This window comes from Streptomyces sp. NPDC047000, assembly GCF_040644295.1.
Classification (GTDB): Bacteria; Actinomycetota; Actinomycetes; order Streptomycetales; family Streptomycetaceae; genus Streptomyces.
On sequence record NZ_JBEYWE010000031.1, the window covers coordinates 48,027 to 59,999 of the forward strand.

Sequence of the window (11,973 nt, forward strand, 5' to 3'; positions counted from 1 at the left end):
GACGCTGATGTCCGTAGCGCAGATGCGGGGCGTTCCCGGGCCCGCCGGCCGTACCGCGGGTGGTTCCGCCGAGCCGCCCGCAGGGCACCCCGTCCCGCATCTCGGACGATCGCGTCTCAAAATACGACACACCGGTGACATGTCCGCCGGTCCGTCCCTACGATCGAGCCCATGAGGCGACAAGCGGATCTCACGAAGCGGCGGGCAGTCGACCTGTGCCGCGTGGCCGCCATGCTCTGTCGCCCCTTCTGAGCGGACGTACCGTTTCCGCATTCCCCGCCGTGCCCTGTCCAGGGCACCCCTGCGCCGCTCCCGCCCGCCGGTGAGCGCGCACCCCCTCGCACACGCACGCCCCCGCACCTGCCCCGGAGGAGAAAGCATGAGCCGCAGCGACGTCCTGGTCGACGCCGACTGGGTCGAGGCCCACCTGGACGACCCGAGCATCGCCCTCGTCGAGGTGGACGAGGACACGTCCGCCTACGAGAAGAACCACATCCGCAACGCCATCCGGATCGACTGGACGCAGGACCTCCAGGACCCGGTCCGCCGCGACTTCGTCGACCAGGAGGGCTTCGAGAAGCTCCTCTCCGCGAAGGGCATCGCCAACGACACGCTGGTGATCCTCTACGGCGGCAACAACAACTGGTTCGCGTCGTACGCCTACTGGTACTTCAAGCTGTACGGCCACGACAACGTCAAGCTCCTCGACGGCGGCCGCAAGAAGTGGGAGCTGGACGCCCGCGAGCTGGTCGACGAGGTCCCCGAGCGCCCCGCGACGACGTACACGGCCAAGCCGCAGGACGTCTCGATCCGCGCCTACCGCGACGACGTCGTGGCCGCGATCGGCTCGCAGAACCTGGTCGACGTGCGCTCGCCCGACGAGTTCTCCGGCAAGCTGCTCGCCCCCGCGCACCTGCCGCAGGAGCAGTCGCAGCGTCCGGGCCACGTCCCGACCGCCCGCAACATCCCGTGGTCGAAGAACGCCAACGACGACGGCACGTTCAAGTCGGACGACGAGCTCAAGGCCCTCTACGCCGACGAGAACGTCGACCTGGCCAAGGACACCATCGCGTACTGCCGCATCGGTGAGCGCTCGGCGCTGACCTGGTTCGTGCTGCACGAGCTGCTCGGCGTGCAGAACGTCAAGAACTACGACGGCTCCTGGACCGAGTACGGCTCCCTCGTCGGCGTGCCGATCGAGCTCGGCGCCGCCAAGTAGGCCACGGCCTCCCCTCCCGACCCCGACCTCTCAAGACCCCCTTCCCCCTTCTTCAGGAGTACGACATGTGCGGAGCGAAGGCCGGCGGCCCGGACGCCTCGACGATCAAGCCCGGTGAGACCACCATCCAGGGTCAGGTCACCCGCGACGGCGAGCCGGTGACCGGCTACGTCCGTCTGCTGGACTCGACCGGCGAGTTCACCGCCGAGGTCCCGACCTCGGCGACGGGCCAGTTCCGCTTCTACGCGGCCGAGGGCACCTGGACCGTGCGCGCCCTCGTCCCCGGCGGCACCGCCGACCGCACGGTCGTCGCCCAGAAGGGCGGCCTCGCGGAGGTCGCGATCGCCGTCTGACGGCAGCCACGCGCGCCGAAGGGCCGCACCCGGGAGATCCTCCGGACGTCCCGGGTGCGGCCCTTCGCCGTGCGCCCGCGCGATCGGGGCCGCCGACCTACGCTGGAGTCATGTACGGACGGCGTCGCCATGTCTACTTCGTCATGATGGGGATCTGCGTCACGCTCTTCGTCCTGGCGTGGGGCGTCGTGCGCATCTGGTCGGTTCCGGCGGCCGTGATCATGTGCGCGGTCGCCATGGTCATCCCGCCCGTCGCCGCGATGGTCGCCAACCGGCGGGGACCGGAGGACCGCTGGTGGGACGACCCGTCCGGCGATCCGCAGTCGGACGACTGGTGGGACGAGCTGGACGGCAAGAAGCGGCCCCGGCAGTGAGCCCTGTGGCCCCCGCGCCGCCGGCCCCCGCCCCCGGCCCGCCGGTCAGTAGACCAGTGCCTGGGTCCCGTCCGTCATGATCTCCTGCACGAAGACCTGCGCGCCCGCGATGCGTACGCCCTCGATCAGGTCCTTCTCCGCGATGCCGCGCCGGGCCGCGCACTGGGTGCACAGGGTGAGCCGGCCGCCCGCGAGGATCGCGTCGATCAGGTCGGGCAGCGGGGCCGCGTGCGGCAGCTCGAACTCCGCCGCGCGCCCCGGGAGCGCGAACCACGAGGACTCCCCGGTCAGCCACACCGACACGTCGACGCCGCTCGCCAACGCCACGCCCGCCACCGTGAACGCCTGCGAGCACCGCTCGGGAGCGTCGGCTCCCGCGGTCACCTTGATCACCAGCTTGTTCGCCATGGTCAAATCGTAATCAACGTCTCCACAACTCCATGGACATGCCATGAGTCTGCTGTGCAGTGCGGATACGGAATCCGTACCTCATGTTCCGTGGGGGGACACGTGGAAGTCCTGCAAGAACCGGACGGCGCCGAAGAGGTCCGGGGGGCGTTAAGCCCCGAAGCCACCGCCCGAGACGACGAAGCACCGCCCGCGCCGCCCGTACCGCCGATGGCACCCGTGGCACCCGCGCGCCGTTCCGGACGCCGCCGCACCACCCTGCTGATCGCCGGTGCCGCCGCCCTGGGCATCGTCGCGGGTACCTGCACCGGCTACGTCGTGCAGGCCGGCCGCGCGCCCACCGAGCTGCCCTCGCTGTCCCAGCCGGCCCTCGCCCAGGCCAAGGGCCCGGCCCCCGAGCCGCTGTCCGCCGCCCAGGACCGTCAGGTGAAGACCGGCGGCGACCTGCGCAAACTGCTGCTGCAACGGCCCAAGGGAGCCCGGGACGCGGCCTTCTCCGTGGACGGCGGCGGCTGGCTGGACGCGGGGGAGTACGCGGACACGTACACGAAGCCCGCGTCAGCCTTCGAGAACCTGGTCATCGACGAGTTCCGCCGCGCGGTGGAGACCGACTGGCAGGTGGGCAGCACGTACACCGTGGAGATCCAGCTGGTGCAGTTCCGGCAGGAGGAGAAGGCGGCGGCCTCCGACTGGGCGTCGGGCCAGGCCTACTGGGCCGGGAAGCAGCCGGACACCGACAGCTGGCCCGTCAAGGGCACCGGCGACGGCATGGCGTACGTGCACCACGCCCCGGAACACCGGTCCGGATACGTGGACGGCTACTCGGCGGAGGCGGTCGCCTGGCGCGGTGACCTCGTCATGGAGATCTGGATCACCGACACCCGGCAGATCCCGAAGAAGGACATCGTGGACCTGGCCGAGCGGCAGATGGAGCGGCTGTGACCGACACCGAACCCACCCGCGACACGAACCCGGCCACCCCGACCGAGCCGCTCGCACAGACCGAGGAACCCGCCGAGCCGGCCACCCCGACCGAAGAATCCGCGGAGCCGGTCGTCCGGGCCGAGGAATCCGCCGGGCCGGTCGTGGAGGCTTCGGCGCGGGCCGGTGCTGCCGGGCCGGTCGTGGAGGCTTCTGCGGAGGCCGGTACCGGGCCTGGTGGCCCCGAGCTTCCTGCCGCCCCGGAGGCAGCGGCCGCCGACGGCGGGGACGCCCCACAGGGGCCACCCGCACCTGACCACGAAACCCGCACCGGTGGTGCGGGTGGGAACACTCCCGCCGAAGGCGGAGCCGAGGCGCCCGCGCCCGTGTCTGTCCCTGCCCCCGCCCCCACCGGACGGCGCCGCGCCACCACCGTCACCGGCATCGCCCTCGCGCTCACCGCACTGGCCGCCGGCATCGGATTCACCGTCGTCACCGTGCAGGGCGCCGACCGGGATCCCGGCCACCCCGTCTGGCACCTGCCGAAGGCCGGCGGTGCCGAGGCGAAGGCCCCCGCCCCGAAGGGCCTCGCCGCCACCCTCGTGCCGTACGACGGTGAGTGGACGCCCGGTCCGGACCTCGCGCAGTTCGGCTCCGACACGCAGCTCAGCGGCGCCGAGGCGACCGCCCTGCGCAAGGAGTCGCTGCGCGACCTGCCCCGTACCCAGCGCAAACGGATGGAACAGCTGATCGATAAGCAGCACATCAAGGGCATGGCGATGCGCAGCTATCTCCTCGACAACTCGCACTACGACGACCGGCACTCCGCCACCGTCAGCATCGTGCTGTCCCAGCTGGAGGACCAGGCGGCCGTCAAGGAGTCGTCGACGTTCGAGAACCGCTTCATGGACGCCCTGGGCATCTTCCGCAAGGGCCCCGCCGTCAAGGGCCACCCGAACGCCAAGTGCTTCCAGCCGCCCAAGGACGCCGAGGAGAAGATCGACGCGATGGTGTGCTCCGCCTACGAGGGCGATGTGCTGGTGACCGTCAACGCCGGCGGCCCGAAGACGATGGCGACGGCCGACATCGCGAAGCTCCTGGAGACGCAGCTCGACCGCATCAAGGAACCGGGGAAGTCCGTATGACCGAGACGACCGAGCAGCCGCAGCCGCCGCAGCAACCGCCGCAGCCGTCCGCGGTCGCCGACGCCGCCGCCGAGGACACCCCGCAGGGTCCCCCCGCACCCGGCGAGGAGACCGGCACGTCCGGCCCGGCCGAAGACGTCCCCGCCGTGGCCGGAGCCTGGACGGCGTCCGCCCCCGGCCCCCGCAAGGACCGCCGGGTCCTCCGTGCCGCCCTCCGCTGGACCGCCGCCGTGGCGGTGTTCGCGGCGTTCGGCGCGGGCACCGCGTACGGCGTCACCGGGATGGACCGCACCGACGTACCCGGTCTGGCGACCCACTCGGACGGCCGCTGGGACTACCCCACCCTGGTGCGGCCGCCGCTGCCCTCCGGCAGCCCCGGACCGCTCGCCGACTCGAACAAGGCCGGCGCGCACTACGCCGACCTGCGCGCACTGGTGCTGCCCGCGCCGAAGGGCGCCGAGGCCGACCCGGCGCTGCGCGGGACGGACGGCTGGCTGGACCGGAAGGTCTTCCTGGCGGAGATCGCCGCGGACCAGCGCGAGGACATGGCGCAGCAGCTCACCGACTACGGCCTGCGGCACATCGCGGCGCGCGGCTGGACCATGCCGGACGGCACCCGTACCCGCGTCTTCCTGCTCCAGTTCTCCACCGCGGCCGTCGCGGAGCAGGTGACCTCGGGCGTGCTCGCCGACTACTCCTCCCCGAAGCACCCCTTCCGCGGCGCGGAGCTCTACGAACCGGACGACGCGTTCTCGACCATCCCCCGGCCGAAGGACGTCACCGTCATGCCGTACAGCGAGACGAAGCCGTACGGGGCGGAGCAGCTCCGGACGGCGTTCGTGTCGGCCGGTGACACCGTGGCCGTCGTCGAGCAGAGCCGCAAGGGCGGCGCGGCCACCGTGCCGTTCCAGCAGACGGTGACCCTCCAGAGCGAACTCCTCGCCTGAGCCGGCCCCGCACGTCGCGCCCGCCCCCGCACGCCGGGGGCGGACCTGGCCGCCGGACCCGGGCCCCAGCCGCGTAAGCTGGGGCCCGGTCCTGTGTACGCACCGCACTCCGCTCACCAAGGAGCAGCCCCGTGGAGATCTTCTTCGACACCCTGCTGGCCATCGTCGCCGTAGGTGTTCTCGCCTTCGCCGGGCTGACCGTGAAGAAGCTGTACCAGGGCCAGCGCTAAGCCTCCTCAGTCACGTCCAGGGAAAACCGCCACTCATGATCGAGATTCCGTCCGACCTCCACAAGGACCTGGTCCCGCTCGCCTTCCTGCTCGGCAACTGGGCCGGCGCGGGCGTGCACGACTTCCCGGGTTCCGAGAAGTGCAACTTCGGGCAGGAGGTCAGCTTCACCCACGACGGCCGGGACTTCCTGGAGTACCACTCCCACACCTGGGTGCTGGACCAGGCCGGGGAGAAGGTGCGCCCGCTGGAGTCCGAGCACGGGTTCTGGCGGATCGACGGCGTCCGCAGGGTCGAGGTCACGATGACCCGCGACGACGGCGTCATCGAGATCTGGTACGGCGAACTGGCGCACAAGAAGCCGCAGATCGACCTCGTCACGGACGCGGTGGCGCGTACCTCCGCCTCCCGGCCCTACAGCGGCGGCAAGCGGCTGTACGGCTATGTGAAGAGCGACCTGATGTGGGTCGGCGAGAAGCAGACCCCCGAGGTCGAGCTGCGCCCCTACATGTCGGCGCACCTGAAGAAGGCCGTCACCCCGGAGGAGGTCGAGCGCTGGGCGAAGGCCCTGCCCGACGACATGCCGGACGACGGGATCGCCTTCTTCCGCTGACCCGGCACCACCGGGCCCCGACGTCCTAGACTCTCCGGTGTGGTGAGCACCGACTGGAAGACCGATCTGCGGCAGCGCGGCTACCGGCTGACCCCGCAGCGGCAGCTCGTGCTCGAGGCCGTGGACACCCTGGAGCACGCGACACCCGACGACATCCTGGTCGAAGTGCGCAGGACGGCGTCGGGGATCAACATCTCCACGGTGTACCGCACGCTGGAGCTGCTGGAGGAGCTCGGGCTGGTCAGCCATGCCCACCTCGGGCACGGCGCGCCGACCTACCACCTCGCGGACCGCCACCGCCACATCCATCTGGTCTGCCGGGACTGCTCCGACGTCATCGAGGCGGACCAGGAGGTGGCCGCCGTCCTCACCGACCGGCTGCGCGAGCGGTTCGGCTTCGAGACCGACATGAAGCACTTCGCGATCTTCGGCCGCTGCAAGAAATGCGCGCTGAAGGGCACGGCCGACGATCCGGCCCAGGGTTCCGCGCGGGGCTCAACTACCGGGTCGTAGGCTTGTCCTTCATGAAGAGCCCCCTGCTGTCCCTGCCCGGAGCCGTTCCCGCCGAAGGCGTGGACGAAGGTGTCGCCGCGCACTACGGCGAACTGTTCCGAGAACAGCGCGCCCTCGCCGACGGCACCGGCTTCGTCGACCTCTCGCACCGCGGCGTCGTCACCGTCTCCGGCGAGGACCGGCTCAGCTGGCTGCATCTCCTGCTCACCCAGCACGTCAGCGACCTCCCCGTGGGCGAGGCCACCGAGGCGCTGATCCTCTCCGCGCACGGCCACGTCGAGCACGCCCTGTACCTGGTCGACGACGGTGCCACGGTCTGGGCCCACGTCGAGCCCGGCACCCAGGAGGCGCTGCTCGCGTACCTGGAGTCGATGAAGTTCTTCTACCGGGTCGAGGCGGCCGACCGCACCGCCGACTTCGCCGTCGTCCACCTGCCGGCCGGCTCGATCACCGAGGTCCCGCCGGGCGTCGTCGTACGCGAGACGCCGTACGGGCGTGATCTGTTCCTGCCGCGCGCGGATCTGGAGTCGTACGCGGGCGAGGCGGGTCCGGCCGCCGGGATCCTCGCCCACGAGGCGCTGCGCGTCGAGCAGCACCGCCCGCGGCTCGGTTTCGAGACCGACCACCGCACCATCCCGCACGAGCTGGGCTGGATCGGTACGGCGGTGCATCTGCAGAAGGGCTGCTACCGCGGCCAGGAGACGGTCGCCCGCGTCCAGAACCTCGGCAAGCCGCCCCGCCGTCTGGTGTTCCTGCACCTGGACGGCAGCGAGGTCCACCTGCCGCCGCACGGCACGGACATCCGGCTCGCCGCGGACGGGCCCGACGGCCGCAGGATCGGCTTCATCACCACGTCCGTACGGCACCACGAACTCGGCCCGATCGCCCTCGCCCTGGTGAAGCGGAACGTGCCGGCGGACGCGCCGCTCGTCGCCGGTACGACGGCGGCGGCGCAGGAAGTCGTCGTGGCGCCGTAGCCCGGGTCGGCCCGGCTGGTCCAGGCCCGGTCCGCCGCGGCTCTCACATCTCCAGGAGGACGGTGAACGGGCCGTCGTTGGTCAGCGACACGCGCATCCGCGCGCCGAAGCGGCCCGTCGCCACCGTCGCGCCCAGCGCACGCAGCTGAGCGACCACCTCCTCGACCAGCGGCTCGGCCACCTCGCCGGGCGCGGCCGCGTTCCAGGTGGGGCGGCGCCCCTTGCGGGCGTCGCCGTAGAGGGTGAACTGGCTGATGACGAGGAGGGGCGCGTCGATGTCGCTGCACGACTGCTCGTCGTGCAGCATCCGGATCGACCAGAGTTTCCTGGCCAGCTGGGCCGCCTTCTCCTTGGTGTCCTCGTGGGTGACCCCGACCAGGACGCACAGGCCCTCGCCCTCGATCCGTCCCACGGTCTCGCCGTCCACGACGACGCTCGCGCCGTCCACCCTCTGCACCACTGCTCGCATGCGGACCATCATGCCCGGACGGCGGAGTGCGCCGGCCGGGAGGGGCGCGCGAGGGGTCACAGGGGTGTGGGCAGGCGCGTGAGAGGCGTGTCAAAAGTGGCGCACAGGGCGCGCGAAGAGCGCGCAATAGATGCACAGGAGGATCGCGGTGCGTTCGCACGCGGTCCACAGGACGACTGTTTCTGATCCTTAACCCCCCATCTGGGGCCGTTCGGGGGCACTCGGTCACATAGCGGCCACGCGGGGTGGCACGATGCTTCCCACACGCCGGTCGAGGGGACGGTCAGAGACACATGAGCACACGCGGTACCGAGCGGGCGGGCATGACCAGGCCACCCGCCCAGCGCAGTGACAGTCCACCGCTGCCCCCGCAGGCCCCGGACCCGGGCCTGACCGGGCTGAGCCTGCCCGAGCTGCGCGCCCTGCGACGCGACGCCCAGCGCGACGAGGCCGACCTGAGTTACGTCCGGCGGCTGCTGCAGGGGCGCATCGACATCCTGCGCGCGGAACTCGCCCACCGTTCCCCGCAGGCGGCGCCGGTGGCCGTACCGGCCGGAGGGGTGGTTGTCGTACCGGCCGGGGCACCGGTGGTCGACCGTCTCCCGGAGATCCTGACCGACGCCCCCGCCCGCATCCGCTCCTCGGCCCGGCACGTCACCGTGGGCACCCCGTACGGCGAGGAGTACCGGCTGCTGGCCGCCGAGATGCTCGGCGAGGTCGAGCTGTCCGACCTCCAGGCGCGCACCGACCCCGAACTGGACACCGCCATGGGCCGCCTCGTGGGGTACGAGCGCCAGGTGTCCCACCGCCGCCAGCGGCTCCAGCGCACGGTCGACGACTGCAGCGCGGAGATCACCCGCCGGTACCGGGAGGGAGAGGCCCAGGTGGACGAGCTGGTGGAACACCTGGTGGACGACCTGACGGAGGACCTGCCGGTGTGACGGAGGACCTGCCGGTCCGACGGCGGGGGTGGCGGAGCGGACCATGGTGACCCCGCCGACCAGAGCGCGGGGGAGGACGGGCGGCGGGCGGAAAACCCGGCGACGCCCTCACCGCAGCGGTCCTACCGTGACCTCATGACCACCCGCGCCCACACCCCCGCCCCTGCCACCGGCCCCACCACCGAAACCGCCGCCGCCCCCGCCGCCGGGACGGCGTCCGGCGGTATCGAGATCCGCCCGGTCACCGAGGCCGAACTGCCGGAATGGCACCGCGCCAAGAACGTCGGCTTCCTGGCCGAGCCCACCCCCGGCCAGGCCCAGCTCGACGCCCGCCGCCCGGAGTTCGTGTTCGGCCGGGTGCTGGGTGCCTTCGACGGCAGCCGCTGCGTGGCGACGTTCCGCAGCTTCGCCCAGCAGATCACCGCCGTGGGCGGCAGGCCGGTGGCCGCCGACGCCATCTCCAACGTCACCGTGAGCCCCACCCACCGCCGCCGGGGCCTCCTCACCCGCATGATGGACCAGGACCTCGCGGCGGCCCGCGAACGCGGGGACGTCGTGGCGACGCTGATAGCCGCGGAGTACCCGATCTACGGCCGCTACGGCTTCGGCCCCGCCGCCGGAATCGCCGAGTGGACGGTGGACGTGCCGCGTACCGGCCTGGACCCCCGCCGGTCGGGCCCGGACGACGGCGGCCGGATCGACATCGTCGACGCGGAGGACGTGCGCAGGCTCGGCCCCGCGCTGCACGAGCGCTTCCGGCGGGCCCGGCCCGGCGCGGTCAGCCGTACCGGGCAGTGGTGGCGGCTGGCGACCGGCGAGGTGCGCCTCGGCACCTCCTGGACCGAGCCCTGTTTCGCCGCGTACCGCTCCGCGGACGGCGAGCTGCGGGGCCTGGTGTCGTACGAGGCGAAGGTGAAGTGGCAGGGCAAGCAGCCGGAGAACACGGCCGAGGTGAACTGGCTGCTGGCCGACGGCCCCGCCGCCGAGCGCGCGCTGTGGCACTACCTCTGCTCGATCGACTGGATCACCGAGGTGAAGAGCGACGGACGGCCCCTCGACGACCTGCTCCCGCACTTCCTCCCCGACGCGAGGGCGGCCAGGATCAGCACGCTGGCGGACTGGCTGTGGGTGCGGGTCCTGGACGTCACGGCGGCCCTGGAGGCGCGGACGTACGGCGCCGCGGGCGCGCTGGTGCTGGAGGTGACCGACCGGGACGGCTACGCGGCGGGGCGCTGGCTGCTCGAGACGGCCGCGGACACCACCGGACCGCTCGCCGGGTCGGTCGGCGGCTCGGTCGATGGCTCGGTCGGCGGCCCGCTCGCCGGGCCGTTCGCCGGGCCGTTCGCCGGTTCGTGCACGCCGACGACGCGGGACGCGGACCTCACGCTGGACGCCGCCGCGCTGGCCTCGCTGTGGCTGGGCGACGAGTCGGCCGTACGGCTCGCGGCGCTCGGCCGGGTGCGGGAAGAACGAGCGGGCGCCGCCCAGGTGGCCGACGCCCTGCTGCGTACGTCCAGGCGACCGTGGTGCCCGGACCTGTTCTGAGCGCTCCCTCCTGCCGGCGACGGGTGGACATCCGTAGCTTGCTGTGCGGTGGTGGATTCGGTTGTCGATTCGGTTGTCGATGTTGAGTTGTGACGGTGCATGCCCTGTTCGGTTGTCGGTGTTCAGTTGTGACTGTGCGTCTCCGGTACCGACCGGGCTCCGGCTCCCCTCCCGGAAGGGAGCCCGGTCGGCCGGACGAATCCCCCGGCTGTTTCCCCGGTGGCCAACCACTTGAAGTCTTGACCATGTTGCCCAAGTTGGCAGCCAACTTAATGTTGGTTATCTCCATTTGGAAGCGTCTCATAACCACCTTCCCGGCAACTGACGCAAGATGGCGAGAAGTTGTAGTGTTCTGGTGTGGAACCGGGAAACGCCGCCGCCGGTGGGCGGAAGACGGCACAGCGGCCACGCACGTCACACCACCAGGTGGCCGACGCCTTACGCGCCCGGATCAGGTCCGGGGAACTGCGGCCAGGTCAGCGCATGCCCACCCAGGCCAAGCTGATGGACGAGTTCGGGGTGGAACGGGGCGCCGTACGGCAGGCGCTGAGCATCCTGCGCGCCGAGCGGCTGCTCGTCGACGCGACCCAGGGCAGCCCGGCCACCGTCGCCCCGTTCCCCGGCCGCGATCAGCTTCCCGACCTGGGCCTCGACCGGACGCCGGCCGATCCGCAGGCCGCACCCCAGCCCACCACGGTGGCCCTCGCGCCGCGTATCGCGCAGGCGTTCGCCGCGCCGCACGTGGAGATCGACGCCCTGTGCCTGACCTCGGTCTCTCTCGGCATCGCCATCGGAGAACCGCTGCGCCAGATCCATGCCGGACGGCTGGAACCGGCCAAGATCGACGTCCGGGTGCTGCTGCCCAGCCGGGAGATCAACCTCGCCTTCCCGGCCCCGGCCCCGTCGGCGGGGGATTCCGTCCCCGACCGTCCGGCGGCCGGACGGCAGCTGCAACGGCGCTGGCTGGCCCAGCGCAACGCCCAGGTGCAGGTGCTGCGCCACAACCTGCTCCAGCTGCGCTCGACCCACGGTGTGGACGTCCGGGTGTCCTTCCGGGCCCTGCCGTTCACCCCGCCGGTCAAGCTCTACCTGCTCAACGGCACGGAGGCGCTGTTCGCCTACTACACGCTGGTCAGGCGCCCCACCGAGATAGACGACGCACACCTGGAGACGTACGACGCCGTGGGCACGCAGTCGATGCTGTTCGCCTTCGAGCGGGGTGCGGGGCCGCGGGACACGACATTCGTGGCGCAGTCGAGGGCGTGGTTCGACGCGCTGTGGGGGACCATCAGCTCGGACCTGATGTTCACGAGCTGACGT

Annotated in this window: 15 protein-coding genes; 13 read left to right on the top strand and 2 right to left on the bottom strand. The window is 71.8% G+C overall.

What is annotated here, in order from left to right; translation table 11 throughout:
* The first annotated feature begins 171 nt into the window (after window positions 1-171).
* The 4 genes from ABZ862_RS32750 (at window position 172) to ABZ862_RS32765 (ending at window position 1,946) form a co-directional block, all read left to right on the top strand.
* A complete protein-coding gene (locus tag ABZ862_RS32750) occupies window positions 172-252 on the top strand; it encodes an Ms5788A family Cys-rich leader peptide (RefSeq protein ID WP_351055874.1) in 81 nt (26 codons plus the stop codon).
* 127 nt (window positions 253-379) lie between these two features.
* Window positions 380-1,219 carry a sulfurtransferase gene (locus ABZ862_RS32755; RefSeq protein ID WP_360966229.1) on the top strand — a complete coding sequence of 280 codons (840 nt, stop codon included), beginning with the start codon at window positions 380-382 and terminating at the stop codon, window positions 1,217-1,219.
* 65 nt (window positions 1,220-1,284) lie between these two features.
* On the top strand, window positions 1,285-1,572 hold the full coding sequence (locus tag ABZ862_RS32760) for a DUF1416 domain-containing protein (RefSeq protein WP_009189358.1): 288 nt from the start codon (window positions 1,285-1,287) through the stop codon (window positions 1,570-1,572).
* Between the two features lie 110 nt (window positions 1,573-1,682).
* Entirely contained in the window at window positions 1,683-1,946 is a 264-nt protein-coding gene (locus tag ABZ862_RS32765; RefSeq protein ID WP_360966232.1) for a DUF3099 domain-containing protein, read from the top strand.
* A gap of 45 nt (window positions 1,947-1,991) precedes the next feature.
* On the opposite strand, the gene ABZ862_RS32770 is transcribed toward ABZ862_RS32765, so the two are convergent.
* The gene (locus tag ABZ862_RS32770) at window positions 1,992-2,354 is read right to left on the bottom strand and encodes a DsrE family protein (RefSeq protein ID WP_360966235.1); all 363 of its coding nucleotides are present in this window, start codon (window positions 2,352-2,354) and stop codon (window positions 1,992-1,994) included.
* A gap of 210 nt (window positions 2,355-2,564) precedes the next feature.
* Between ABZ862_RS32770 and ABZ862_RS32775 the strand changes: the two genes are divergently transcribed.
* The 6 genes from ABZ862_RS32775 to ABZ862_RS32800 all read left to right on the top strand — a co-directional run bounded on the left by ABZ862_RS32775 (window position 2,565) and on the right by ABZ862_RS32800 (window position 7,698).
* Complete coding sequence (locus ABZ862_RS32775) at window positions 2,565-3,296, top strand: hypothetical protein (RefSeq protein ID WP_360966238.1); 732 nt, start codon at window positions 2,565-2,567, stop codon at window positions 3,294-3,296.
* A complete protein-coding gene (locus tag ABZ862_RS32780; RefSeq protein ID WP_360966241.1) occupies window positions 3,293-4,420 on the top strand; it encodes a hypothetical protein in 1,128 nt (375 codons plus the stop codon). The genes ABZ862_RS32775 and ABZ862_RS32780 overlap by 4 nt, the downstream gene beginning before the upstream one ends.
* Window positions 4,417-5,367, top strand: a complete 951-nt coding sequence (locus tag ABZ862_RS32785) for a hypothetical protein (RefSeq protein WP_360966244.1) — start codon at window positions 4,417-4,419, stop codon at window positions 5,365-5,367. The genes ABZ862_RS32780 and ABZ862_RS32785 overlap by 4 nt, the downstream gene beginning before the upstream one ends.
* A gap of 265 nt (window positions 5,368-5,632) precedes the next feature.
* Window positions 5,633-6,208 carry an FABP family protein gene (locus ABZ862_RS32790; RefSeq protein ID WP_360966247.1) on the top strand — a complete coding sequence of 192 codons (576 nt, stop codon included), beginning with the start codon at window positions 5,633-5,635 and terminating at the stop codon, window positions 6,206-6,208.
* A gap of 39 nt (window positions 6,209-6,247) precedes the next feature.
* Window positions 6,248-6,721 (top strand): transcriptional repressor, encoded by a 474-nt coding sequence (locus ABZ862_RS32795; RefSeq protein ID WP_360966250.1) that lies wholly within the window; start codon window positions 6,248-6,250, stop codon window positions 6,719-6,721.
* An 11-nt stretch (window positions 6,722-6,732) separates the two neighbouring features.
* Complete coding sequence (locus tag ABZ862_RS32800) at window positions 6,733-7,698, top strand: folate-binding protein (RefSeq protein ID WP_360966253.1); 966 nt, start codon at window positions 6,733-6,735, stop codon at window positions 7,696-7,698.
* 43 nt (window positions 7,699-7,741) lie between these two features.
* Here ABZ862_RS32800 and dtd read toward each other — a convergent pair whose 3' ends face one another.
* A complete protein-coding gene (gene dtd, locus ABZ862_RS32805) occupies window positions 7,742-8,167 on the bottom strand; it encodes a D-aminoacyl-tRNA deacylase (protein ID WP_360966256.1) in 426 nt (141 codons plus the stop codon).
* Between the two features lie 293 nt (window positions 8,168-8,460).
* On the opposite strand from dtd, the gene ABZ862_RS32810 reads away from it, so the two are divergent.
* The 3 genes from ABZ862_RS32810 to ABZ862_RS32820 all read left to right on the top strand — a co-directional run bounded on the left by ABZ862_RS32810 (window position 8,461) and on the right by ABZ862_RS32820 (window position 11,970).
* Window positions 8,461-9,108 (top strand): aerial mycelium formation protein, encoded by a 648-nt coding sequence (locus ABZ862_RS32810; protein ID WP_360966259.1) that lies wholly within the window; start codon window positions 8,461-8,463, stop codon window positions 9,106-9,108.
* 135 nt (window positions 9,109-9,243) lie between these two features.
* On the top strand, window positions 9,244-10,653 hold the full coding sequence (locus ABZ862_RS32815) for a GNAT family N-acetyltransferase (RefSeq protein ID WP_360966262.1): 1,410 nt from the start codon (window positions 9,244-9,246) through the stop codon (window positions 10,651-10,653).
* A gap of 357 nt (window positions 10,654-11,010) precedes the next feature.
* The gene (locus ABZ862_RS32820; RefSeq protein WP_360966264.1) at window positions 11,011-11,970 is read left to right on the top strand and encodes a GntR family transcriptional regulator; all 960 of its coding nucleotides are present in this window, start codon (window positions 11,011-11,013) and stop codon (window positions 11,968-11,970) included.
* Window positions 11,971-11,973: the final 3 nt, after the last annotated feature.

Excerpts from the sequence above, each read along its gene's own strand:
- ABZ862_RS32790 (WP_360966247.1), top strand. The coding sequence starts at position 5,633 with ATGATCGAGATTCCGTCCGACCTCCACAAGGACCTGGTCCCGCTCGCC.
- ABZ862_RS32775 (WP_360966238.1), top strand. The coding sequence starts at position 2,565 with ATGGCACCCGTGGCACCCGCGCGCCGTTCCGGACGCCGCCGCACCACC.
- ABZ862_RS32810 (WP_360966259.1), top strand. The coding sequence starts at position 8,461 with ATGAGCACACGCGGTACCGAGCGGGCGGGCATGACCAGGCCACCCGCC.
- ABZ862_RS32770 (WP_360966235.1), bottom strand. The coding sequence starts at position 2,354 with ATGGCGAACAAGCTGGTGATCAAGGTGACCGCGGGAGCCGACGCTCCC.
- ABZ862_RS32785 (WP_360966244.1), top strand. The coding sequence starts at position 4,417 with ATGACCGAGACGACCGAGCAGCCGCAGCCGCCGCAGCAACCGCCGCAG.
- ABZ862_RS32750 (WP_351055874.1), top strand. The coding sequence starts at position 172 with ATGAGGCGACAAGCGGATCTCACGAAGCGGCGGGCAGTCGACCTGTGC.
- ABZ862_RS32755 (WP_360966229.1), top strand. The coding sequence starts at position 380 with ATGAGCCGCAGCGACGTCCTGGTCGACGCCGACTGGGTCGAGGCCCAC.
- ABZ862_RS32800 (WP_360966253.1), top strand. The coding sequence starts at position 6,733 with ATGAAGAGCCCCCTGCTGTCCCTGCCCGGAGCCGTTCCCGCCGAAGGC.
- ABZ862_RS32815 (WP_360966262.1), top strand. The coding sequence starts at position 9,244 with ATGACCACCCGCGCCCACACCCCCGCCCCTGCCACCGGCCCCACCACC.
- ABZ862_RS32760 (WP_009189358.1), top strand. The coding sequence starts at position 1,285 with ATGTGCGGAGCGAAGGCCGGCGGCCCGGACGCCTCGACGATCAAGCCC.
- dtd (WP_360966256.1), bottom strand. The coding sequence starts at position 8,167 with ATGCGAGCAGTGGTGCAGAGGGTGGACGGCGCGAGCGTCGTCGTGGAC.
- ABZ862_RS32765 (WP_360966232.1), top strand. The coding sequence starts at position 1,683 with ATGTACGGACGGCGTCGCCATGTCTACTTCGTCATGATGGGGATCTGC.